This is a genomic window from Acidimicrobiales bacterium, from assembly GCA_041394185.1.
In the GTDB taxonomy this organism is placed as follows: Bacteria; Actinomycetota; Acidimicrobiia; order Acidimicrobiales; family Poriferisodalaceae; genus JAAETH01.
In genome coordinates this window covers 177,428-199,550 of record JAWKIQ010000003.1, presented here as the reverse complement: position 1 = coordinate 199,550, position 22,123 = coordinate 177,428, and the positions used below count along the sequence as shown (strand labels likewise).

Here is a 22,123-nt window from a genome sequence, read left to right as displayed (position 1 = left end):
CGCCGTCGCGCCCAGGGGGTTCGAAGTTGTTGTCGGTAGTTCAGTCCGCAGTTGTGGTTGGCGTTCGAGGTGTGCCCGTCTCGGTCGAGGTTCACGTCTCGAACGGCCTGCCCGGCTTTGCAGTTGTCGGCCTACCCGACACGGCTTGTCGCGAAGCTCGCGATCGTGTCAGGGCCGCAGTGCTGTCCAGCGGGCTCCAGTGGCCCATGTGTCGGGTGACCGTGAACCTCGCCCCGTCCGATCTGCGCAAGTCGGGCAGCGGTCTCGATCTGGCAATTGCGGTCGGTCTGGTGGTTGCCTCGGGGCAGCTGCCGCCAGCTGCCATCGACGGGCTCGCCTTCGTCGGCGAGCTGGGCCTCGACGGACAGATTCGACCGGTGCCCGGCTTGTTGCCTCTGGTCGCCGCATGCCGGCCTGCAGACGTCGTGGTGCCCTCGGCGGCCGCTAGTTCGGCCTCGGCAGCACCTGGGCACGTGGTTCGTCCGGTCGATCGTCTCGACGAACTGGTTACACACTTGCGTCAAGGTCGCGGGTTGGCAGTCGCCGAGCCGTGCCCAGATCCCGAGCCAACCCCAGACGGACCCGATCTCAGCGAGGTCGCCGGACACCCGCTGGGACGTCTAGCCGTCGAGGTTGCGGCCGCGGGTGGGCACCATCTGCTGTTGCTCGGGCCACCCGGTGCGGGCAAGACGATGCTCGCCCGTCGAGTGCGGGGACTGCTGCCCACGCTCGGCGATGGCGAGGCGCTCGAGGTTTCGATGGTCCACTCGGCTGCGGGCCAGGCCCTGCCACCGGGAGGGCTCATCAGGGTGCCGCCAGAACGGGCTCCACATCACGGCGTTTCGGCGGTGGGTCTGGTCGGCGGCGGATCCAACCGCCTTCGGCCAGGCGAGGTCAGCCTCGCTCACCGCGGCGTTCTGTTCTTGGACGAGCTGGGCGAGTTCTCGCCCCACGTGCTCGAGATGTTGCGCCAGCCGCTCGAGGACGGCTCCATCCGGGTGGTTCGTGCCACCGGCGCGGCGACCTTCCCCGCCCGATTCTTGCTGGTTGCGGCCATGAATCCTTGTCCGTGCGGCGAGGCCGCCCGGCCCAACGCGTGTCGCTGCACCGACGCCGAGAGGTCTCGCTACGCCCGGCGCCTGTCGGGCCCGCTGCTCGACAGGTTCGATCTGCGAGTCATGGTCGAGCGTCCGCCAGCCGGCGTTGTTCTGCAAGCCGCATCGTCTGAATCCACCACGGAGGTCGCCGAGCGTGTGGGCCGGGCCCGCGACCGCACCCGTGTCAGGGGGGTGACGACCAATGCCGAGCTGGCGGCGGCCCGCCTCGACGAGGTCGCTCCCCTCACCGACGCATCTCGCCAGCTCCTCTTGAGCGCACTCGAAAGGGGGACCCTGTCGCCGCGAGGTGCCCATCGCCTCAGGCGCGTCGCCTTGACCCTTGCCGACCTGGCGGGTGAAGACCCGCCCATCTCCGAAAGTCATCTCATGACCGCCCTCACGCTCAGGGCCGAACCGTCTTCTCTGCTGGGTGGTCGTTGATGAAGGCCGACACGTGCATCGGGCGCGATGGCATCGAAGCAGACGTTCATCGCGCAGCGCTGGCGGCTCTGCCCGAGATTTCTCCGGCCAGGCTGAGGCGAATCGACGAACTCGCGGATCCCAAACAGGCTTGGGCTGGCCTCGCGCGCGGCGATATCGGAGCTACCGAACTCAGCGTCAAGCCGGCGCTGGCAGCACGATGGCAGTCCTTTGCGCGCACCAACGACCCTCAAGAGATGGCGGCTCGCTGGTCGGCTTCGGGCATCGACGTCATAGACCATGGTTCGTCCAGCTGGCCCGACCGGTTGCTCCACGACCCCGAGCCCCCAACCGTGTTGTTCACGCGCGGCGCGGCAACGTTCGGCGGCCCGTGCGTGGGAATTGTCGGCACCCGCCGATGCACCAGCTATGGGCGACGGGTGGCAGCGCGGCTCGGTTCCGACCTGGCCCAGCGCGGTGTTTCGGTTATCTCGGGCCTGGCCCTGGGCATTGATGCCGTGGCCCAACAGGCCGCGCTCGAGTCCGGAGGCGACGTGTTCGCGGTCGTGGGCTCAGGACTCGATGTCGTCTACCCATCCCGCAACAGGCGCCTATGGGAAACAATCTGCGACCGTGGTCGAATCTGGTCTGAGTACGCCCCCGGGGTACGTCCCGATCACTGGCACTTCCCGGCGCGCAACCGCATCATCGCAGCCCTGGCCGACGTTGTCGTGGTGGTCGAGAGCGCGGCCAAAGGTGGCTCACTACATACGGTCGACGCAGCACTCGAACGCGATGTTCCGGTGCTGGCGGTTCCAGGGCCCGTCGACGGGCGCGCGTCGGAGGGCACCAATCGCCTGCTTGTACAAGGGGCCACCCCGTGTATCGATGTCGACGACGTGCTGGTGGCGCTTGGCCTCAGCACCGCCACCGCCGAGGGTGTGTTTCCTCAGGCACCTTCGGCGCCCGGTCTGGACCAGGGGTGCGAGCCAGACGAGTTGGCTGTATTCGACGCCCTGGGCGCCGAGGCGGCTTCGTTGACCGAGCTGGTACTGCGCAGCGCAATGCCGCTCAGCAGGGTCATCGAGGTCGTCGGCCGCCTCGAACTGCAGGGGCGGGTCACCAACCGTGGCGGTTGGTACGAGGTGGCACGCCGATGAGTCCGCGCTCGTCAGTCTCCGGCCTTGCGTGCAGCTATCAGGGTCGGGTCCCAGACCGGCGAGAACGGTGGGGCATAGCCGAGGTCCAGCTGGCTGAAGTCGTCCACCGTCATGTCGTTCCAGATGCCCACGGCCAGAGCATCGATTCGCTTGGCAGCCTCGGCTCCACCAACGATCTGGGCCCCCAACATCCGGCCGCTACCGGCCTCGGCGACGATCTTCACCGTCATCGGCATGGCATCGGGGTAGTAGTGCGCTCGGCTTGCGCCCTCGATGCGCCCTGCCATGATCGCGAAACCAGCTGCCCTGGCCTCGCGTTCGGTCAATCCGGTTCGGCCGATCTCGGTCGGGCCCACCTTCGTCACCGCCGTGCCGATAACACCCGGGAACCGGGCATGGCCGCCGCTGACGTTGATACCAACAACCCGGCCCTGCTTGTTGGCGTGGGTGCCCAAGGCGATCGCCGCCGGCATGTTTGTGACCCGGTGAAATGTCTCCACGCAGTCTCCGGCAGCCCAGATTCCGTCCACCGAGGTCGACATTGTCGCGTCGGTGGCTATTCCGCCGGTGGTGCCGATCTCGATGCCTGCGTCGCCGGCCAGATTCGAGTTCGGGCGGACGCCGAGACCAAGCACAACGAGGTCGGCCTCGATGTCGCCTCCGTCGGTGTTCACACTGCGGACCCAGCCATCGGTTCCTACCCCGAACCCTTTGACAGCAGTCTCCAGCCTCAGTTCGGCGCCCTGTTGACGAATCGACTCGGCTACCAGCGCACCCATGTCGGGGTCCAGGGTCGACATCGGCTGCTCCAGCAGTTCCACTACCGATACCTCCAGACCACGGGCGAGGAATGCCTCCACCATCTCGAGTCCGATGTACCCGCCCCCGACCACGACGGCGCGCCTCGGATTGCGCTCGCGGATCATCGAGTCGATCGCCAGGGCATCGGGAATGGTCTGGATGCCGAACACCCCATCGGCGCCGATGTTGTCGAAGGGTGGCCTGACCGCGGTTGCTCCGGTCGCGATGACGAGATCGTCGAATGGCTGGGCGAAGGTCTGTCCGCCGTCGAGGTCGGCCACTTCGATCTGCCTCTTGTCTGTGTCGATCGCCTTGACCTCGTGGCGAGTTCGAACGTCGATGCCGTTGGCCCGGTGCTGTTCGGGACTGCGAGCGACCAGTTGGCCTGGCTGTGGCACCAGGCCGCCGACGTAGTAGGGCAGACCGCAGGCGGCGAACGACGTGTACGAACCCCTCTCGAAAACGACCAGTTCGACCGGCTCAGCACCTCGGCTCGCCTGGGCCGCCGCCGACATGCCGGCAGCATCTCCGCCAATCACCACAACTCGCCGCATCTCATCTCCTCGATCGAATCCGCTCGACTCTGGTGTAGGGGCAGCGTCGGCCTCACACAAGGGCAAAAGGTCCGGGTACAAATGCGCCACCATGACCGGCCGGTATGGCTTGCGTGTCCAACCCTGCGCTGCGGGCGAACACCAAACCCGCTTGTACCATCACATCCAATGGTGACGGCGTCGCGAGACATCCCCCGGGCTTTTGAGCTCGACGAGTTCGTGTCGAGCCTCACCGCGGCGTCGCAGGCGACAAAGAACTCGTATCGCTCCGACATCGTTTCGTTCGTCGAGTGGCTGGCTCGTAGCTCTATCGCCGAGCCGGGCGCGGTCGATCGGCTCACCCTGCGCCGCTTCATCGCCTATTGCTCTACGTCGGGCTTGGCGCCGCGCACCATCGCAAGACGAGCGTCGTCGCTGCGTCGCTATTACGGCTGGCTGCATCGCACCGGCCGTGTTCAGACCGATCCGACACTTGGGCTGTCGACGCCCAAGGGGGCCTCTCGTCTGCCGCGTGTGTTGCGCCCCGACGAGCTCGACCAGTTGCTGGCCATCACCGAGACACTCGGCGACCACGAAGCAACCGTCGACAAGGCCGTCGAAGACGGCATGGCAGCGCTGGACCTCCGAGACGCAACGGTGCTCGAGCTGCTGTACGGCAGCGGGGTGAGGGTGGCCGAGCTGTGCGGCCTGCGCACCTCAGATCTCGACCTGGCCAACCGAACGGTTGATGTCATGGGCAAGGGCTCGAAAGCCAGGCGTGTTCCCATGAGCGAACCCGCCGCCGATCTGTTGCTGCGTTGGCTCGACAGCGGACGTCAGGCCTTCATGGTCCGCTTCGTCGACCACAGCGGTCGCAGCGGCGACGAATTGTTCCTGAACCGCCGTGGCAAGCCTCTGACCCCGCGCGATGTCAGGCGCATCCTCGACGTTCGCGCACCGTCACCGACGTCGCCTCACGCGCTGCGCCACACCTATGCGACCCACCTGCTCGATGGCGGAGCAGATTTGCGAAGCGTTCAAGAACTGCTCGGACATTCCGATCTGGGTACTACGCAGCTTTACACCCACGTCAGTCGAGAGCGTCTGAGGGAGGTGTACGAGCAGAGCCACCCACGGGCATGACACAGGAAGACCGATGAGCCAATACGCCGACATCGACGAAATCTGGCGGCGGTACCACGAACACGGCGACCCCGATGCCCGCGACCGACTCATCGTGCACTACTCGCCTCTGGTCAAGTTCGTCGCAAGCCGTGTGGCCGCTGGTCTGCCAGGCAGCGTCGAGCAGCCAGAGCTCGTGTCCAACGGTGTGTTCGGTCTCATCGATGCGATCTCGAAGTTCCAGCCCGAGCGTGGCTTCAAGTTCGAGACCTATGCCATGGCCCGCATCAGGGGTGCAATCCTCGACGAGCTTCGCAGCTACGACTGGGTTCCACGTTCGGTGAGGGCCAAGGCCCGCCAGATCGAGCGTGCCAATCAACGCTTCAGCGCCAAGCACCATCGTGCGCCCACCGAAGACGAGCTGGCCGACGAATTGGGTGTCACGCTCGAGGCCATCCAGCGGATGCTCAAGCAGGTTGCGGCGGCCGGAATGTTGGCCCTCGAAGACCCGTTCTCGGGCGACGACGGCGAATCTTCGACGCTCGGCGATGTGCTGAGCGACGGTTCCGACGAGCCCGAGGACTCTTTCGAGAGCGATGAGCAGCGGTTCATCATGGCCAACGAGATCAATCGGCTGCCCGAACGAGAGAAGCTGATCCTCGCCCTCTACTACTACGAGGGCATGACGTTGGCAGACATCGGCACCGTGCTGAACGTCACCGAGAGCCGGGTGTGTCAGATTCACACCAAGGCCGTGGTTCACCTCAAGCAACGCATGGCCGCCGCCGAACGTGACCGCAGCTCGCCCCAGCGTCCGACCCGATAGGCTCGCCTCGACCTAATCCCCGCCATCAGCTTCCCCCAAAGACGAAACAGAGTTTCTGGAGGCAAGCCCATGGCCGGGCGCTTCTCATTCGTTCGTTTGGCGGTCTGCGCCGCTGCTCTACTGCTGATCCCACAGTGGGCGACCGCGGCCGGCGCCGACGCTGTGCCTCGCACAGATTGGCCCTATCAGTGGCCTGTGGTGGCTCCCATCGCCGACCCGTTCAGGGCCCCGGCGTCTCCCTATGGCGCAGGCAACCGGGGCATCGAGTTCGACACTGCACCCGGAACCTTCGTCGCCGCCGCCGGAGCCGGAGTGGTCACCTTCGCCGGGCCCGTCGCAGGTCAGAGGTGGGTGACCATCTCACACCCCGACGGCGTGCGAACCAGCTACGGGCCACTGGCCGAGGTGCTCGTTGCGACGGGGCGCTCGGTGAACCGAGGCGAACACATCGCGACCTCGTCGTCACGCCTGCACGTGTCGGCCCGAATCGGCGACGCGTACGTCGACCCTGCGGTCTTGTTCGGCGCATTCGTGAGTGTTCGGCTGGTTCCGACTCCGCCGGGCCTCGGTGCCACACCCACAAACGCCCCGGCCGCGCCCGTAGATCGTGGGCGGGCCATCAAGTCGGTGTTCACAAACGCCCGATCGCGGCTACAATCGTCCGCTGGCCCCCGTCCGGGTGCCGCCCATGCGCTCAGCGCAACCCCGTGAATATCCATCGGGCCTTTCCGACGGTCGCTCTCGCGCCCAGGCCCGGTGCTTGCCTAAACCGTCGGAGAGGAGAAACCAATGTCGGCTGTCGTCACGATGCGTCAGTTGCTCGAGGCAGGTGTCCATTTCGGTCACCAGACCCGTCGCTGGAATCCCAAGATGCAGCGCTTCTTGTGGGGCGAGCGCAACGGCATCTACATCATCGACCTCCAGCAGACGATGAAGCGCACCGAGCGTGCCTATACCTTCCTGCGCGACCTGTCTGCAAAGGGTGGCACGGTCCTGTTCATCGGCACCAAGAAGCAGGCCCAGGACCCGATCCGCACTTACGCCGGCCGCTCCGGAATGCCCTATGTCAACGAACGTTGGCTCGGTGGCATGCTCACCAACTTCCGCACCATCGCCAAGCGGGTCGAGAAGATGCGCGAGTACGAGCGCATGCAGGCTGCGGGCGACTTCGCCGGCATGCCCAAGAAGGAAGCGCTGTTGCTGAGCCGCGAGCTCGAGAAGCTGCAGCGCAACCTCGGCGGCATCCGCCACATGGAGAAGCTGCCCGACGCGATCTTCGTTCTCGACACCGTCAAGGAGCACATCGCCGTCGCTGAAGCAAACCGGCTGGGAATTCCGGTCATCGCGGTTGTCGACTCGAACTGCGATCCCGACGTCATCGACTTCCCGATCCCCGGCAACGACGATGCGATCCGCTCGACCGATCTGATGTGCCGCATCGTCAGCGATGCGGTTCGCGAAGGTCGCTTCATCGCTTCCAAGCGCGGCGTCGTGGTTCCCACCGCCAGCCGCACTCCCGAAGAAGAGGCCCGCATCGCCCAGGCCCAGGCCGAAGCGTCGGCTCAGGCTGCGGCTCAGGCCGCCGAGCGTGAGGCCCGCATCGCAGCTGAGATGGCGGCCAAGGCCGAAGCCCCGGTCGCTGAGCCCGAGGTCGAGGCCGAAGCCACCGAGCAGACCGAGGGCTGATCGCCCTCTCGTCGTCACCCACCCGCAGAACAATTCGCGCTCGTTTCACCCACGAGCACCACGACGGCCCGGTCCGGGCCCAGAGCAACTAGCGCCCGCGGTCGCCGGCTGTGGGCACATCGAAGGACACAACACCATGGCCGATTTCAGTGCAAAGGACGTCCAGCGTCTGCGTCAGCAGTCTGGCGCCGGAATGATGGACGCCAAGAAGGCGCTCGTAGAAAATGGCGGCGATTTCGAAGCCGCTGCTGCTTGGCTTCGCGAAAGGGGCCTCGCCAAGGCTTCGACCCGCTCCGATCGCGAGAACTCCGAGGGCGTCGTAGCCGCTCGGGTCGAGGGCTCGGTGGCTGCGGCAGTCGAACTCAAGTGCGAGACCGACTTCGTTGCCAAGTCCGATCAGTTCATTGACCTGGCGGGCGAGATCCTCGACCTCGTGATCAGCGAAGGCGTAGAGGCTGCGGCTGCCAAGAACGAGGCCATCGACGACATGCGCGTCACCCTCAAGGAGAACATCGAGTTGGGCCGTGTTGTCCGATTCGACGCTGCCGAGGGTGATTCGCTCGAAGCCTACGTTCACGTTCAGAACGGCCGCGGCGTCAACGCCGTGCTCGTCCACCTGAATGGGGGATCTGAGGAACTCGCTCGTGACGTCGCCATGCACGCGGCGTTCTCGCGGCCCGCGTTTGTCACCCGCGACGAGGTTCCCGAGGCCGACGTTGCCGCCGAGCGCGAGACCCTCGCCACGATCACCCGCAACGAGGGCAAGCCAGAGGCTGCGCTCGAAAAGATCGTCGAAGGCAGGCTCAACGGCTGGTTCAAAGAGCGTGTCTTGCTCGAACAGGGTTGGGTCAAGGACGAGAAGACCACGATCGACAAGATGCTCGGCGATGCCAGCATCGCCGGTTTCGCCCAGATCGAAATCGGCGGCTGATCCCCTTGGCCTCCTCCAACCGCACAGGGTGGCAGCGCGTGCTGCTGAAGCTCTCCGGCGAGGCACTTGGTGCCCGCGAGGAAAGCATCGACCACGAGGTCATCGATCGTTTGGCCCGCGAGATCGCCAAGGTCAAGAACGATCTACAGATTGACGTGGCCCTGGTGGTCGGAGGAGGCAACATCTGGCGCGGCCTTTCCGGCGCCTCCGATGGTATGGACCGGGCCCAGTCCGACTACATGGGAATGCTGGGCACGGTCATCAACGCCCTGGCGTTCCAGGACGCTCTGGAAAGGGCCGGGCAACCCACGCGTGTGATGACCGCCATCGGGATGGCCCAGATCGCCGAGCCCTACATCAGGCGGCGCGCTGTTCGCCACCTCGAGAAGGGTCGCATCGTCATCTTCGCGGCGGGCACGGGTAACCCCTTCTTCACCACCGACACCGCAGCTGCGCTTCGCGCAGCAGAGATCGATGCCGACGTCGTTTTGAAGGGCACCCACTCGGGCATCGACGGGGTCTATACCGCTGATCCCAGGCTCGATCCGTCCGCGACGCGCTATCACGAGGTCTCGTTCCTCGACGTCCTTGCGAACGAGCTGGCTGTCATGGACAGCGCAGCCATCGCCGTGTGCAAGGACAACAACACTCCCATCGTCGTGTTCGACGTGATGGAGCAGGGCAATTTCAGGGCTGTTGTCCAGGGAGAGCCGATCGGTACGCTGGTCAGGTGAGCGAATTCGCCGAAGAGATCATCAAGGACGCTGTCGATCGTATGCACGGCGCCGTCGAGCACGCCCAAGGCGAGTTCGGTTCGGTGCGTACGGGCCGGGCTACCCCGGCCCTGGTCGAGAAGATCCGTGTCGATTACTACGGCACCGAGGTTCCACTTCAGCAGTTGGCGGGCTTCAGCGTTCCCGAGGCCCGTATGTTGATCGTTCAGCCCTATGACAAGTCGTCGCTGGGCGACATCGAGCGGGCAATCCAGGCTTCGGATCTGGGCATCAACCCGGGTAACGACGGCGACAAGATTCGCCTGGTGTTTCCGCCTCTCACCACCGAGCGGCGCCAGGAGCTGGTGAAGGTCGTCAAGCACATGGCCGAGGAGGCGCGCGTGGCGGTGCGCAATGTGCGCCGAAGTGCACGTCAAGATCTCGAGGCCATGCAGAAGGACGGTGAGCTGTCAGAAGACGAGCTTCGCCGTTATGAAGGTCAGCTCGACGCGAAGACTGCGTCTTCCATCGAAGAGATCGACAACGCTCTCAAGCACAAGGAAGCCGAGCTACTCGAGGTCTGATCTCGGCTTGCCACGAAACGACGGTGGGGTCGTGGCACACTCGAACCACCCGGCGTCGGTCGGGAGGAGGATTTCGTGGACGACCAGGACATCGATCGCAACACCGATGAGGACAACGACGACGAGCGTCGCGGCCCGGTGTTCTCGTTCGACGACACGGCGTCGCTGCCTCACTGGTCAGAGCCCGCCACGGGCGAGATCCCGAAGATTCCCGAGGGTGGCCAGCGTGCGGGTGGCTCTCGTCTGTTCCCTCAGCTTCCCGACGACCCTCGCATCGCAGAAGATGAGAGTCCCAGCGGGATAGATGTGGGTCCTTCCCTGGTCGATGGAATCGACGACCTGGCGCCCACCGGACCCATCGAGTCGATCATCCCCAGCATCCCCGCTGACGACCTGCCTACCCCTCGCTGGGCCGAGCCGAAAGCCGATTCGCCCGACGACGACCAACTCTCACCGTCTGAGGGCCGCGGGTCCATCCCCGGACTCGACTCGGTTCCCGATCTCGAGGATTCCGCCGATCAGGTGTTCGCGTCGGATGACTGGGTTGGTGAATCGGCCACGCCGGACGGGTCTGGCGAGGCCGAGACCCGCGGGCTGTTCGAGCCTTCGGTGCCGATCGAGCCCATGAGCGACCAACTCGACCAACTCTTGGACATCGGCCTCGACGAAGACGAGGCCGGCGGTGGGTACAGCCTCGACGAAGACGAGGCCGGTGGTGGGTACAGCCTCGACGAAGACGAGGCCGGTGGTGGGTACAGCCTCGACGAAGACGAGTACGAGGACGAGGCTGATTCGGTCCCGTTTGTGGCGGTGGAGCCAGAGCCTCCTGCCGTTGACACCGGTCCGCTGCCTATTGTCGATGTCGGCGAAGGGCGCTTCGGCGGCCCGGCTCCACACGAGCCTGATGAAGGTGTTCCCTCGGCCGAGCCAACGCCCGATGTTGCCCTTGTGGCTCCGATAGAGCCCGCTTTTGTGCCCTCGGAGGCGCCTCCGCAGAACGCTCCGGCGTCCGGCGGTGATGGCGAAGACGAGCTCGCTGCCTGGTCGGTTCTCGATCAGCAGGCCCCACTTTGGCGCGAAGGCGCCAAGGACTGGGGAGATCATGATTCGTCTGACTCTGCGGAGAGGACCGTGCTGCACTTCGACGACGGAACCGACGACGGCGGGCCGCCAGCCCCGTCGGGCGGGCGAAACATGCCGGTGGCCATCGCTACTGCCGCGACGCTGGTGGCTGCATTCCTGTTCCTGGTCGATCGAGGGCCGGGCTGGGCCATGCTGCTGGTGGTTCCGCTGCTCGTGATGGCGGCCAGCGAGTTCTTCATGTCGGTGCGCCATGTCGGCTATCGGCCTGCGACCTTGCTGGGTCTGGTGTCGGTGGCCGGGCTCTCGTTGGCCGCGTACTTCGAGGGCATTGCGGCGATTCCCCTGGTTCTGGTGCTGACCACGGTGTTCTCGTTGTTGTGGTTCCTGTTCGGGGTAGACCACGATCGGCCTGCGGCGAACATCTCGGTGACCCTTTTTGGGGTGCTGTGGGTGGGATTGCTCGGATCGTTCGTGCCGCTGATTCTCGAGATGCCCCACGGTTCGGGAATCTTGTTCGGTGCGATCATCGGTACCGCTACTTACGACACGGCGGGTCTGTTCATCGGCCGGGCCACCGGTCAAAGTCGGCTGGCGCCACACATAAGCCCCAACAAGACCTACGAGGGTCTCATCGGCGGCATGATCTTCGCCGTGCTGGTGGTGACCTTTGGTCTGGGGATATGGCCTGGGCTCATGCCCTGGAGCGGCGACAGCCAACTCGACGCGCTGCTGTTGGGCATAGTGGTCGCGGTGATGGCACCGCTGGGTGACCTGGCCCAATCGCTCATCAAGCGCGATCTCGGGGTGAAGGACATGGGCACAGCCCTGCCGGGGCATGGCGGGGTGTTCGACCGCTTCGACGCCATGTTGTTCGTGTTGCCCGCGGTCTATTACCTGGCCTTGGCACGCGATCTGCATCTCGGACTCTGAGCCGATCCGGTCGATGGGTGACCTGACCTCGGTTGCGGTGCTGGGCTGCTCGGGCAGCATCGGCACTCAGACCGCGGATGTGGTCAGGGCCGAGCCCGAGCGCTATCGAATCGCTGCGCTTGCTGCTTGGCGTTCGGTCGAGACCTTGGTGGCGCAGGCTTTGGAGTTTCGCCCCGACGTCGCTGCCATCGTCGACGAGAGCCTGTACGACCAGGTTCGGGGGGCACTTCCGGCCGATATCGAGGTCGTGGCCGGCACCAAGGCGCTCAGCGACCTTCCCGGGCTTGCCGATGTCACCGTCAACGCAGTTGTGGGCTTTGCCGGTCTCGACGTGACCCTGTCGACGTTGAGGGCTGGGCGCCGCCTGGCGCTGGCCAACAAGGAGTCGCTCATCGCGGCGGGTCCGGTGGTGCAGCCACTGCGGTCGGTTCCCGGCGCCGAGTTGGTTCCCGTCGATTCCGAGCACTGCGCCATCCACCAATGCCTGCGCTCGGGGCGAGTCGATGGGTCGGGGCGTACCGAACGGGTCTCGCGGCTGCTTCTGACCGCGTCAGGAGGGCCTTTCCGGGGAAAGACCGCCGCCGAGTTGGCATCGGTCACGCGAGATCAGGCCCTTGCTCACCCCACGTGGGCCATGGGGCCAAAGATCACCGTCGATTCGTCGACTCTCATGAACAAGGGTCTCGAGGTCATCGAGGCCCACGAGCTGTTCGGCGTCGCATACGACGACATCGACGTTGTTGTTCATCCCCAGTCGGTGGTGCATTCGATGGTCGAGTTCACCGACGGTTCGACGATCGCCCAGCTTTCGATGCCGGACATGAAGTTGCCCATCGGTTACGCACTGGCCTTCCCCGACCGCATCGCAACCCCCTTTGGGCGCATCGATTGGACCCAGCTGGCGCGGCTCGATTTCGAGCAGCCCGATCGCCAGACCTTCAGGTGCCTCGACCTGGCCTACCAGGCCGGCCGGATGGGCGGCACGGCACCGGCTTGGGTAAACGCCGCCAACGAGGTGGCCGTGCAGGCCTTCCTGGACGGACGTATTGGTTGGTCGTCGATCGCGGAAGTCCTTTACCGGGCGCTCGATCTTCACGATGGAACAGAAGCGACCTCCGCAGAGGTTGTAGTCGATACGGACGCGCGCTCACGTCGGGTTGCCGCCTCACTGATCGCAGATCTGGATCGATAGATAGAGGCGATGCCCGATCGGGCGTCTTGTCGGGCACAATCGACGAAGAGTTTTCCGGAGAAGACGTGACGATCCACGACGAGCAGCGAGACTTCGACCCAGCCGACATCGGCGAGCCCGCGCCCGCCTCGACGCCAGACCCCGAAGACGCCGGCTTGTCCGGACTGTTCATCGTCTTGGGCATGTTGGGTGTGCTGGCGGTTTGGTCGCCGATCGTGTTCGTGCTGGTGCTGGCGATCTTGTTCTTCGTGTTCATGCACGAAATGGGCCACTTCTTGACAGCTCGGCTGACCGGCATGAAAGCCACCGAGTTCTTCATCGGTTTCGGCCCTCGCATCTTCTCGTTCCGAAGGGGCGAGACCGAGTACGGCCTCAAGCCGATCCTGGCCGGTGCCTACGTGAAGATCATCGGCATGAACGATCTCGAGGAGGTCGACCCTGCCGACGAGCGCCGCACATACCGCCGCGCCACCTACCCGCGCAAGGTGCTGGTCATCACCGCAGGTTCGTTGATGCACTTCATCATGGCCATCGCGTTGTTCTTCGGTTACTACGCCTTCATCGGCGAAGAGAAGCTGGTTTCGCAAGAGTCGTGGGCCATCGCTACGCCGGGCCAACAGACCGCGGCCGAGGCGGCCGGGCTGCAAGAGGGCGACCGAATAGTCAGCATCGACGGCGTGGTAGTGCCGACGTTCGAAGATCTGCGCGTTGTCGTTTCGGAGAGGCCAAACGAGACGGTCGAGATCGTCTTGAACCGTGATGGCCAGACGATCAGCACCCAGGCGACGCTGGGCGTCAACCCCCAAGACCAGACGATCGGATATCTCGGAGTCGGGTGGATTGCGGACACCTACCGAGACAAGGAGTCGATCGGGGGAGCCGCCGCCAGATCGGTGACCGAGTTCCCGATGTGGGTCGGGCGGGTGTTCGAGGGCATGGGCATGTTCGTGCAGAACATCGGCGGCTACGTCGACAATGTCTTCACCGCTCCGGGCAACCAGGACCAGATCGACCTCGAGTCGCGCCCGGTGTCGGTCATCGGGGCTGTCGACGTCGGCCGTCAGATCGGTGTCGAGGCGATCCAGTGGCTAGCGATCTTCAACATCTTCGTCGGGGTGTTCAACCTGTTGCCCTTGCTTCCCCTCGATGGCGGGCATCTGGCCATCGCCACCTACGAGCGCATCAGGTCGCGGCGCGGTGAGCGCTACGTCGTCGACGTCAACAAGCTGCTGCCCATCACCTACGCGGTGTTCTTGTTGATGGTGCTGTTCGGTCTCGGCGCAATCTGGCTCGATATCGCCAACCCCATCAGGCTGTAAGACCCGGCGCGCGCAATACGCTGGGCGGCATGTACGAACGTCGTCAGACCCGGCAGTTGATGGTGGGCAAGGTGCCCGTCGGCGGTGGTGCGCCGGTGACCGTGCAGTCGATGACCACCACAAAGACCGCCGACGTGGACGCCACCCTCGAGCAGATCTATTCGTTGGCAGCCGCTGGCGCCGACATTGTTCGTTGCACGTGCAACGAGGTCGAGGCCGCCGAGGGGCTGGCACGCATAGTGCCTCGGTCGCCGGTTCCGATCGTGGCCGACATCCACTTCCAGTACAAGCTGGCGTTGGCCGCTCTCGAGGCCGGTGTCGACTGCCTGCGCCTCAACCCGGGCAACATCCGAAAACCAGAGCACATCCGAACGGTCGCATCCGAGGCGCGCGACAGGGGAGTGCCGGTTCGTATTGGGGTCAACGCGGGCAGCCTCGACCCCGATATCGAAGAGCGTTTTGGCATGACGCCCGAGGCCCTTGTCGAGTCGGCCAAGCGCGAGCTCGGCTACTTCGAAGAGGTCGGCTTCGACAATGTGAAGATCTCGGTGAAGGCCAGCGACGTTCCACTGATGGTGGGCGCCTACCGACTGCTGGCCGACACGGTGGACTATCCGCTGCACCTCGGTGTCACCGAGGCCGGCCCTCCGCCTGCGGGCATCATGAAGGCCACGGCCGGCATCGCCACCCTGTTGCTGGAAGGCATCGGCGACACCATTCGTTACAGCCTCACCGCCGACCCGGTAGAGGAGGCCAAGGTAGGCCGCCAGCTGTTGGAGGCTTTGGGCCTGCGCGAACGCTCGGGGCTCGACCTGATCGCATGTCCGTCTTGTGGTCGGGCCGAGGTCGATGTGATCGCGGTGGCAAACGAGGCCCAACGGGCTCTCGAGGGCCGCAACCTGCCGGTGCAGGTGGCCGTTATGGGCTGTGTGGTCAACGGGCCTGGTGAGGCCAAGGGTGCCGACTTGGGTATTGCCGCGGGTCGCAAGCGTGGCCATCTGTTCGTGAAGGGCGAGGTCGTCAGGGTGGTTCCCGAGGCCGAGATGGTCGATGCGCTGGTCGAGTGGGCCGAACGCATCGCCGAGGTCGGCGTCGAGGGAGCGCTGGCAGACAAGGACGAAAGCGCGGCCGCAGAGGCCGAGGCCGACCGCGCTGCCCTGCTCGACATCCAAGGCGCCGACGCGAACAGCTCCGAGCAGGTGGTCGAGTTGATCCGGTCCAAGACCGCCCAGTAGGCCCGAAAGGGCGGTATCGTCCTAGGTTGCCTCGACGGGGCGTGGGTTCGCCCACGCTCCTTCGCACTTAAGGCACCTATATGGGCCACGCGGTCCAGCACAACCCACGGCCGACGACGCGAAAGGACAGGTGAGCAATGGACACACAACGCATCGCCGACCTGGCGCGTCCTTTGGCCGAGGCCGAATCGCTCGAACTCTACGACGTCGAGCGCTTGGGCAACACGCTGCGCATCTCGCTGTCGGGCGTGGGCGGGTCTAGTGCGGGCATCGACGAACTCGAATCGGTTTCCAGGGCCATCTCGTTGGCCCTCGACGAGGCCGAGATCGGCGGCGGGGCCTACGTGCTCGAGGTTTCTACACCCGGGGTCGAGCGCAAGCTGCGCACCCCCGAACACTTCTCGATGGCCGTAGGCGAAACCGTCTCGGTCACCATCAGAACACCAGAAGGCCGGCGCCGACTCCACGGAGAGTTGGTGGCCGCCGATCACGACAAAGTCACGGTCTTCGACGTCGACGCTGGCGAGGTCATCGTCGCGTTCGCCGACATCGACAAGGCCAAGACGATCTTTGAATGGGGTCCAGCCCCCAAGCCGGGCAAGGGCAACCAATCCAGCTCGCGGAACAAGGCAAGCTCATGACTACACCTGACATGATGGAAGCGCTACAGGCCCTGGCGGCCGAGCGCGGTATCAGTACCGATGTGTTGCTGGAGGCTCTGGCCAACGGGCTCGAGTCGGCCTACAAGCGCATGCCCGGTGCGGCCGACCATGCATACGTCATCATCGACGAGACCTTCGACATCCGGGTCATCGCACAAGAGATCGACGAGGACGGTCACGTCACCCGCGAGTGGGACGACACCCCCGCCGACTTCGGACGCATCGCGGCGCAGACCGCCCGTCAGGTGCTGACCCAGCGCATCCGCGAAGTCGAGCGCGACATGAAGTACGAGGAGTACGCAGGTCGAGAGGGCGACATCGTCACCGGAATCATCCAGCAGTCCGATTCGCGCTACACGCTTCTGGACCTGGGCCGCGTCGAGGCCCTGCTGCCCCAGTCGGAGCAGGTCGCCTACGAGCGCCCAGAGCCCAACAGCCGCCTCAAGGCCTACATCGTCGAGGTGCGCAAGACCGCCAAGGGTCCCCAGATCGTGGTCAGCCGAACCCATCCGGGCCTCATCCGCGAGCTGTTCAAGCTCGAGGTTCCCGAGATCGCCGACGGCACGGTCGAGATCAAGGCCTGTGCTCGCGAACCCGGGCATCGCACCAAGATCGCGGTGTGGTCGAACGATCCCAACGTCGACCCCGTCGGCGCCTGTGTCGGCGCACGCGGAGCGCGTGTGCGTCAGGTGGTCAACGAGCTGCGCGGCGAAAAGATCGACATCATCCCGTTCTCCGACGAGCCCTACGAGCTGGTCGCCAAGGCCCTTTCGCCTGCCAAGGTCAAGGAGGTGCGTTTCCTCGAAGAGGAGGGCACCGCCGAGGTGATCGTGCCCGATCATCAGCTTTCTCTGGCCATCGGCCGCGAGGGCCAGAACGCTCGTCTCGCAGCACGCCTGACCGGCTGGCGTATCGACATCAAGAGCGAGACCCAGCTGGCCGACGAAGAAGCCGGCTACGAGGGTGAGGAATGGGCCGAGGGCGAATGGGTCACCGATCCCGAAACCGGCGAGTACGTCTGGAAGCCTGCCGATGGTGGTGAGGTGCTGACCGCCACCGCCTACGCCGAAGAGAGCGAAGCCGACGAATCCGGTGAGGCCGTCGAGGTCGTCGAGGCCAGCGCGCCAGCCGATAGCGAGGCCCCGGCACAAGATGACGAAGCCTCGCCCGACCCAGAGGGCGATCAAGACGAGGCCTGAGGGCCGCTCCACGCCAGCCAGCGGCGCTTCTTTGCCGAGGTTTTCCCCGCTGTGGGGAAGGCGTCTCAACGAATCCGTGACGGCGCCACCGTTCACCCGTTAGGGTGTACGGCGGGCGTGACGTGCCCAACGCGTTGCGCGCCCCACGATCGAGCACAAGGAACTGCGTGGCTAAGAACATTCGCGTTTTCGCACTGGCCAAAGAGCTTGGGTTGACCAACAAGGAGACCCTCGATCTGTGCGACGCGCTTGGAATCGGAGCAAAGAGCCACTCATCGAGCATCGTCGAAGCCCAAGCCGACCGAGTACGGCGCAAAGCCGAGCGTGAGGGCCTGATCCGCGACGAACAGCCCGAAGAGCCGGCCAAGAAGAAGGCGCCTGCCAAGAAGAAGGCGGCTGCCAAGAAGTCGACGGCCAAGAAGGTCGCCGCCAGCACGCCAGCCGACGAAGCGCCCGTCGCAGAGGCGCCGGCTGAGGCGACCCAAGAACAATCGCAACCGCCCGAGAGCGTCGACACGGCTCCGGCCGAAGCCGTCGAGGCACCTCCGGCGCCAGCGGTTGCCGACACCCCACCCGCGGCCGACACCGATGCCGGTGACGTTCCGCCCGTTTCCGAGGAGACTTCGGCGACTAGTTCCACCACCGATGCCCCGTCGCAGCCCGACAACTCACAAAGTGCTGCACCCCGACCGGGCAACATCCCCATGCCGCCTCCGCGCCCCCTGGTGACCTCCAGTGGTCACGAGGGCGCCAAGACGGCACCCGCCCCGGCACCCGCAGAGTCCAAGCCGGCTCCGGTTCCGAGGCCTCCGGCCGGTCCTCCACAGGCCAAGCCCGCTCCAGACAAGGCCGAGCGTCCGGCAGCAAAGGCCGACGCCCCCGCACCGCCCCCACCTCCACCTGCCGCATTGCGTCCCAGGTCGTCGGGCGGCAAACCGATCCCACCGCCTCCCGCTCCGCCGCGTTCGGCCAGCGGCAAGCCCATCCCGCCTCCGCCCGGTGCCGGTGGTCGTGGCCCCGCGCCGACGCGCGGAGCCGGTCGCCCCGGTGGCGGAGCCGGCGGCTTCGGTGGCCCACGCCGCGGCCCAGCCCCAAGCCCTTCGGGTCCGCCGCCTTCCACCGGTCGTCCCGGTGGTGGTGGCCGTCCCGGTGGTGGCGGTCGTCCCGGCGGCCCACCCCGGCGTCCGCGCCGCACCAAGCGTCGTCGTCGCAACATGGAAGACCTGCAGCCGCAGGAGCTTGCGTCCTACACGCCGGCCGACGCGCCGGTGCCGACCGAAGAGGTCATCGTCGAGCGCGGTTCGACCGCCCAGGAGATGGCACCCAAGCTCAACCGGTCGGCGGCCGACGTCGTGCGCTTCTTGTTGCAGCAAGGCGAGATGGTCACCGCTACTCAGTCGCTCACCGATGAGATGATCGAGCTGTTCGCCGAAGAGGTTGGCGCCGACATCCGCATCGTCGACCCTGGCACCGAGCAGGAAGAAGAGCTTCAGCAGATCTTGGGTCTCGACGAAGAGATCAATCCCGAAGATCTGGCGCCGCGCCCGCCGGTGATCACCGTCATGGGCCACGTCGATCACGGCAAGACCAAGCTCCTCGACCGCATCCGCTCGGCCAACGTGGTCGAAGGTGAGGCCGGCGGCATCACCCAGCACATCGGCGCCTATCAGGTCGAGCACAACGGTCAGAAGCTGTCGTTCATCGACACACCTGGTCACGAGGCGTTCACCGCCATGCGCGCACGCGGCGCCGAGGCCACCGACATAGTGGTTCTGGTCGTGGCCGCCGACGACGGCATCATGCCCCAGACTCTGGAAGCCATCGATCACGCCAGGGCGGCCGACGTACCCATCGTGGTGGCGATCAACAAGATCGACCGCGAGGGTGCCGACGTCAACCGGGTGCTCGCTCAGCTTTCCGAACGTGGGCTCATTCCCGAGTCCTACGGCGGCGACGTGGTAACTGTCGAGGTTTCGGCCCTTCAGGGCCTCGGCATCGACGACCTGCTCGACCAGCTGTTGTTGGTCGCCGAGCTCGAAGAGCTCGAGGCCGTGCCAGACGGCCGTGCCTCGGGTGTTGTTCTCGAAAGTCACCTCGACAAGGGCCGCGGCCCTGTGGCCACGGTGTTGGTGCAGCACGGCCAGCTCGAGGTCGGCCAGCCCATGGTCGCCGGTGCGGCCTGGGGCCGCATCCGCGCCATGATCAACGACCGCGGCGAACAGGTGAAGACGGCAGGGCCGTCCACCCCTGTGGAGGTTCTCGGGCTGTCCGACGTGGCCAGTTCGGGTTCGCAGTTCGTGGTTGCCCAAGACGAGAAGACCGCTGCCAAGGTCGCCGACACGCGTGAGCACTGGCAGCGCCAGGCATCGTTCGCCAACGCCGCGGCGGCATCGTCTGGCGGTGCCAAGCTCGAAGACATCTTCAAGCAGATCCAGGCCGGTGAGGCGGCAACGCTGAACCTCATCGTCAAGGCCGACGTCCACGGCTCGCTCGAGGCCGTCACCGAGAGCCTTCGCAAGCTCGAACGTGACGAGGTCAAGTTGGCCTTCGTGTCCCGAGGCGTGGGTGGCATCTCCGAAAACGATGTGCAGTTGGCGGCAGCCACCAACGCGACGATCCTGGGCTTCAACGTCCGCGCCGATCGCAAGGGACGCAGCCTGGCCGACGAACTCGAGGTCGAGATTCGGCACTACGAGATCATCTACAAGCTGCTCGAAGACGTCGAGAACGCCATGCTCGGCCTGCTCGAACCCGAGTACGAAGAGGTCGTCACCGGCGACGCCGAGGTTCGCGAGATTTTCAAGATCCCGCGCATCGGCCTCATCGCCGGTTGTTACGTGCTGAACGGTGTCATCACCCGCAACTCGAAGGTTCGTTTCCTTCGCGAGGGCACCATCATCTGGCGGGGCACTGTGTCGTCGCTCAAGCGCTTCAAGGAAGATGCTCGCGAGGTCTCGGCCGGGTACGAATGCGGCATCGGCTTGTCCGACTTCCAGGACTTGCAGCCGGGAGACATCATCGAAACCTTCGAGGAACGCGAAATCCCTCGCACCTAGAGCTGGGCGTAACCAACGATGTACGTGCTGGCAATGTCCATCGACCTGAAGCTGCCCGGTTGCGCGTCGCTGAAGGAGAAGCGGGCCGCTCTGCGGCCGGTCATCGACGGCATCAGACACCGTCAGCAGGTCTCCGTCGCCGAGACGGGTCATCACGATCTGTGGCAGCGGGCCGGCATCGGTGTTGCCGTGGTCAGCGTCGACCAGACAGGTGCCGACGAGGCGATGGACCGCATAGAACGATTCGTCTGGTCGCGGCCAGACGTCGAGGTCATCTCGACCGAGCGGTATTGGCTCGAGATCGACCGCTGATTGGAGGATCACCGTGCCAGCCCGAGGACATAAGAGAGAGTTCCCCCGCTCGGCGCGTGTGGGCGAGCTGCTTCGCGAGATCATCGCGTCGGAAGCCGAGCTGATCGACGACGATCGGCTACTGGGCGTAGCCATAACCTCTGTCGACGTCGACAACGAGCTCGAGAAGGCCGTTGTGTACTTCGATTCCGACGACGCCGACTCTGCAGATGCGGCCCTGCACGAACACTCGGGTCGGTTGCGGCGCGCGGTCAGCAGCCAGGCGCGTATCCGGCGCACGCCTCGTCTCGAGTTCGAGTTGGACCGCTCGATAAGCACGGGCAACCGCATCGAGGAGATACTGGGCAACCTCGATATCCCACCCGCCGAGGACTGATGTGGCGCGGCGCAAGCCCAGCAAGGTTCACGGCGTCGTCGTAGTCGACAAGCCTGCAGGGGTGACAAGCCACGACGTCGTCGGCATGGCTCGCAAGGAGTTGGGCGAGCGACGTGTAGGCCACAGCGGCACACTCGATCCTGATGCCACGGGCGTCTTGTTGTTGGGGGTTGGCAGGGCGACGCGGCTGATGCGTTTCATGACGATGCTCGAGAAGACCTACACCACCGAAATCGTCTTCGGAACAACAACCGACACCCTCGACGATTCGGGCGAGGTGATCGCTCACCACGACACATCGCGGATCGCCCCCGAAGCCGTGGCCCAAGCCGCCGCCGGCCTGACCGGCAGCATCATGCAGGTACCGCCGATGGTGTCGGCGGTGAAGGTTGGCGGAAGACGCCTGCACGAGCTTGCCCGCGAGGGAATCGAAGTCGAGCGCCAGGCGCGGCCGGTCGAGGTGTACTCGTTCTCGACCGAGCCAACCGACGATCCACTGGTCTACAGGGCCACCGTCAGGTGCGGGTCGGGTACCTACGTGCGCGTGCTTGCCGCCGACCTGGGACAGGCGCTGGGCAGCGGCGCCCACCTGCGCAACCTCAGGCGAACCCGAATCGGGTCTTTCGATCAGGCGCAGGCGTCGGCGCCGGGCCAACTCGAGCTGTTGGCGGTCGAAGCAGCAGTAAGAGACCACGCTCGCATCGAGGTCGATGCCGACGAAGCCCAGCGCATCGTGCACGGCGCCCATTTGTCATCGCCCCCGATTGGTGACGGACCCTGGGGGGTGTTCAGCCCCGATGGCGCCTTGCTGGCGGTGCACGAGCGTGACGATGCCGGACGTGTCAAACCGGGTGTCGTTCTGGCCCAGTCCAACTGACCGGTAGGT

At 65.4% G+C, this 22,123-nt stretch carries 20 protein-coding genes; 19 read left to right on the top strand and 1 reads right to left on the bottom strand.

Going from position 1 to position 22,123, the window contains the following annotated elements:
- The first annotated feature begins 53 nt into the window (after positions 1 to 53).
- Both R2770_14415 and dprA read left to right on the top strand, forming a co-directional pair.
- The gene (locus tag R2770_14415) at positions 54 to 1,538 is read left to right on the top strand and encodes a YifB family Mg chelatase-like AAA ATPase (protein ID MEZ5281650.1); all 1,485 of its coding nucleotides are present in this window, start codon (positions 54 to 56) and stop codon (positions 1,536 to 1,538) included.
- Positions 1,538 to 2,677, top strand: a complete 1,140-nt coding sequence (gene dprA / locus R2770_14410) for a DNA-processing protein DprA (GenBank protein ID MEZ5281649.1) — start codon at positions 1,538 to 1,540, stop codon at positions 2,675 to 2,677. Before R2770_14415 ends, dprA begins: the two co-directional genes overlap by 1 nt.
- Positions 2,678 to 2,688: 11 nt before the next feature.
- Here dprA and R2770_14405 read toward each other — a convergent pair whose 3' ends face one another.
- A complete protein-coding gene (locus R2770_14405) occupies positions 2,689 to 4,032 on the bottom strand; it encodes an FAD-dependent oxidoreductase (GenBank protein ID MEZ5281648.1) in 1,344 nt (447 codons plus the stop codon).
- A gap of 168 nt (positions 4,033 to 4,200) precedes the next feature.
- Here R2770_14405 and R2770_14400 point away from each other — a divergent pair, with 168 nt between their 5' ends.
- The 17 genes from R2770_14400 to truB all read left to right on the top strand — a co-directional run bounded on the left by R2770_14400 (position 4,201) and on the right by truB (position 22,114).
- Complete coding sequence (locus tag R2770_14400) at positions 4,201 to 5,154, top strand: tyrosine-type recombinase/integrase (GenBank protein MEZ5281647.1); 954 nt, start codon at positions 4,201 to 4,203, stop codon at positions 5,152 to 5,154.
- A 13-nt stretch (positions 5,155 to 5,167) separates the two neighbouring features.
- Positions 5,168 to 5,959 carry a FliA/WhiG family RNA polymerase sigma factor gene (locus R2770_14395; protein ID MEZ5281646.1) on the top strand — a complete coding sequence of 264 codons (792 nt, stop codon included), beginning with the start codon at positions 5,168 to 5,170 and terminating at the stop codon, positions 5,957 to 5,959.
- A 69-nt stretch (positions 5,960 to 6,028) separates the two neighbouring features.
- A complete protein-coding gene (locus R2770_14390) occupies positions 6,029 to 6,670 on the top strand; it encodes a M23 family metallopeptidase (protein MEZ5281645.1) in 642 nt (213 codons plus the stop codon).
- Between the two features lie 78 nt (positions 6,671 to 6,748).
- Positions 6,749 to 7,645 carry a 30S ribosomal protein S2 gene (gene rpsB, locus R2770_14385; protein MEZ5281644.1) on the top strand — a complete coding sequence of 299 codons (897 nt, stop codon included), beginning with the start codon at positions 6,749 to 6,751 and terminating at the stop codon, positions 7,643 to 7,645.
- 136 nt (positions 7,646 to 7,781) lie between these two features.
- On the top strand, positions 7,782 to 8,576 hold the full coding sequence (gene tsf / locus R2770_14380; GenBank protein MEZ5281643.1) for a translation elongation factor Ts: 795 nt from the start codon (positions 7,782 to 7,784) through the stop codon (positions 8,574 to 8,576).
- 38 nt (positions 8,577 to 8,614) lie between these two features.
- Entirely contained in the window at positions 8,615 to 9,310 is a 696-nt protein-coding gene (pyrH, locus tag R2770_14375; protein ID MEZ5281642.1) for a UMP kinase, read from the top strand.
- Positions 9,307 to 9,873: a ribosome recycling factor gene (gene frr, locus R2770_14370; GenBank protein MEZ5281641.1), complete on the top strand. Its 567-nt coding sequence runs from the start codon at positions 9,307 to 9,309 to the stop codon at positions 9,871 to 9,873. The genes pyrH and frr overlap by 4 nt, the downstream gene beginning before the upstream one ends.
- Positions 9,874 to 9,948: 75 nt before the next feature.
- Positions 9,949 to 11,886, top strand: coding sequence for a phosphatidate cytidylyltransferase (locus tag R2770_14365; GenBank protein MEZ5281640.1), 1,938 nt, complete (start codon positions 9,949 to 9,951; stop codon positions 11,884 to 11,886).
- Between the two features lie 13 nt (positions 11,887 to 11,899).
- Positions 11,900 to 13,078, top strand: coding sequence for a 1-deoxy-D-xylulose-5-phosphate reductoisomerase (gene dxr, locus R2770_14360; protein MEZ5281639.1), 1,179 nt, complete (start codon positions 11,900 to 11,902; stop codon positions 13,076 to 13,078).
- A gap of 65 nt (positions 13,079 to 13,143) precedes the next feature.
- The gene (locus R2770_14355; protein ID MEZ5281638.1) at positions 13,144 to 14,397 is read left to right on the top strand and encodes a site-2 protease family protein; all 1,254 of its coding nucleotides are present in this window, start codon (positions 13,144 to 13,146) and stop codon (positions 14,395 to 14,397) included.
- Between the two features lie 29 nt (positions 14,398 to 14,426).
- Positions 14,427 to 15,632 (top strand): flavodoxin-dependent (E)-4-hydroxy-3-methylbut-2-enyl-diphosphate synthase, encoded by a 1,206-nt coding sequence (gene ispG, locus R2770_14350; GenBank protein MEZ5281637.1) that lies wholly within the window; start codon positions 14,427 to 14,429, stop codon positions 15,630 to 15,632.
- Between the two features lie 137 nt (positions 15,633 to 15,769).
- Positions 15,770 to 16,273 (top strand): ribosome maturation factor RimP, encoded by a 504-nt coding sequence (gene rimP / locus R2770_14345; GenBank protein ID MEZ5281636.1) that lies wholly within the window; start codon positions 15,770 to 15,772, stop codon positions 16,271 to 16,273.
- On the top strand, positions 16,270 to 17,493 hold the full coding sequence (gene nusA, locus R2770_14340) for a transcription termination factor NusA (GenBank protein MEZ5281635.1): 1,224 nt from the start codon (positions 16,270 to 16,272) through the stop codon (positions 17,491 to 17,493). The genes rimP and nusA overlap by 4 nt, the downstream gene beginning before the upstream one ends.
- 167 nt (positions 17,494 to 17,660) lie before the next feature.
- Positions 17,661 to 20,549 (top strand): translation initiation factor IF-2, encoded by a 2,889-nt coding sequence (gene infB / locus R2770_14335; protein ID MEZ5281634.1) that lies wholly within the window; start codon positions 17,661 to 17,663, stop codon positions 20,547 to 20,549.
- A gap of 33 nt (positions 20,550 to 20,582) precedes the next feature.
- Positions 20,583 to 20,861: a DUF503 domain-containing protein gene (locus tag R2770_14330; GenBank protein ID MEZ5281633.1), complete on the top strand. Its 279-nt coding sequence runs from the start codon at positions 20,583 to 20,585 to the stop codon at positions 20,859 to 20,861.
- Between the two features lie 58 nt (positions 20,862 to 20,919).
- Positions 20,920 to 21,237 (top strand): 30S ribosome-binding factor RbfA, encoded by a 318-nt coding sequence (gene rbfA / locus R2770_14325; protein ID MEZ5281632.1) that lies wholly within the window; start codon positions 20,920 to 20,922, stop codon positions 21,235 to 21,237.
- Between the two features lies 1 nt (position 21,238).
- Positions 21,239 to 22,114, top strand: coding sequence for a tRNA pseudouridine(55) synthase TruB (gene truB / locus R2770_14320; GenBank protein ID MEZ5281631.1), 876 nt, complete (start codon positions 21,239 to 21,241; stop codon positions 22,112 to 22,114).
- The last annotated feature ends 9 nt before the right edge of the window (positions 22,115 to 22,123 follow it).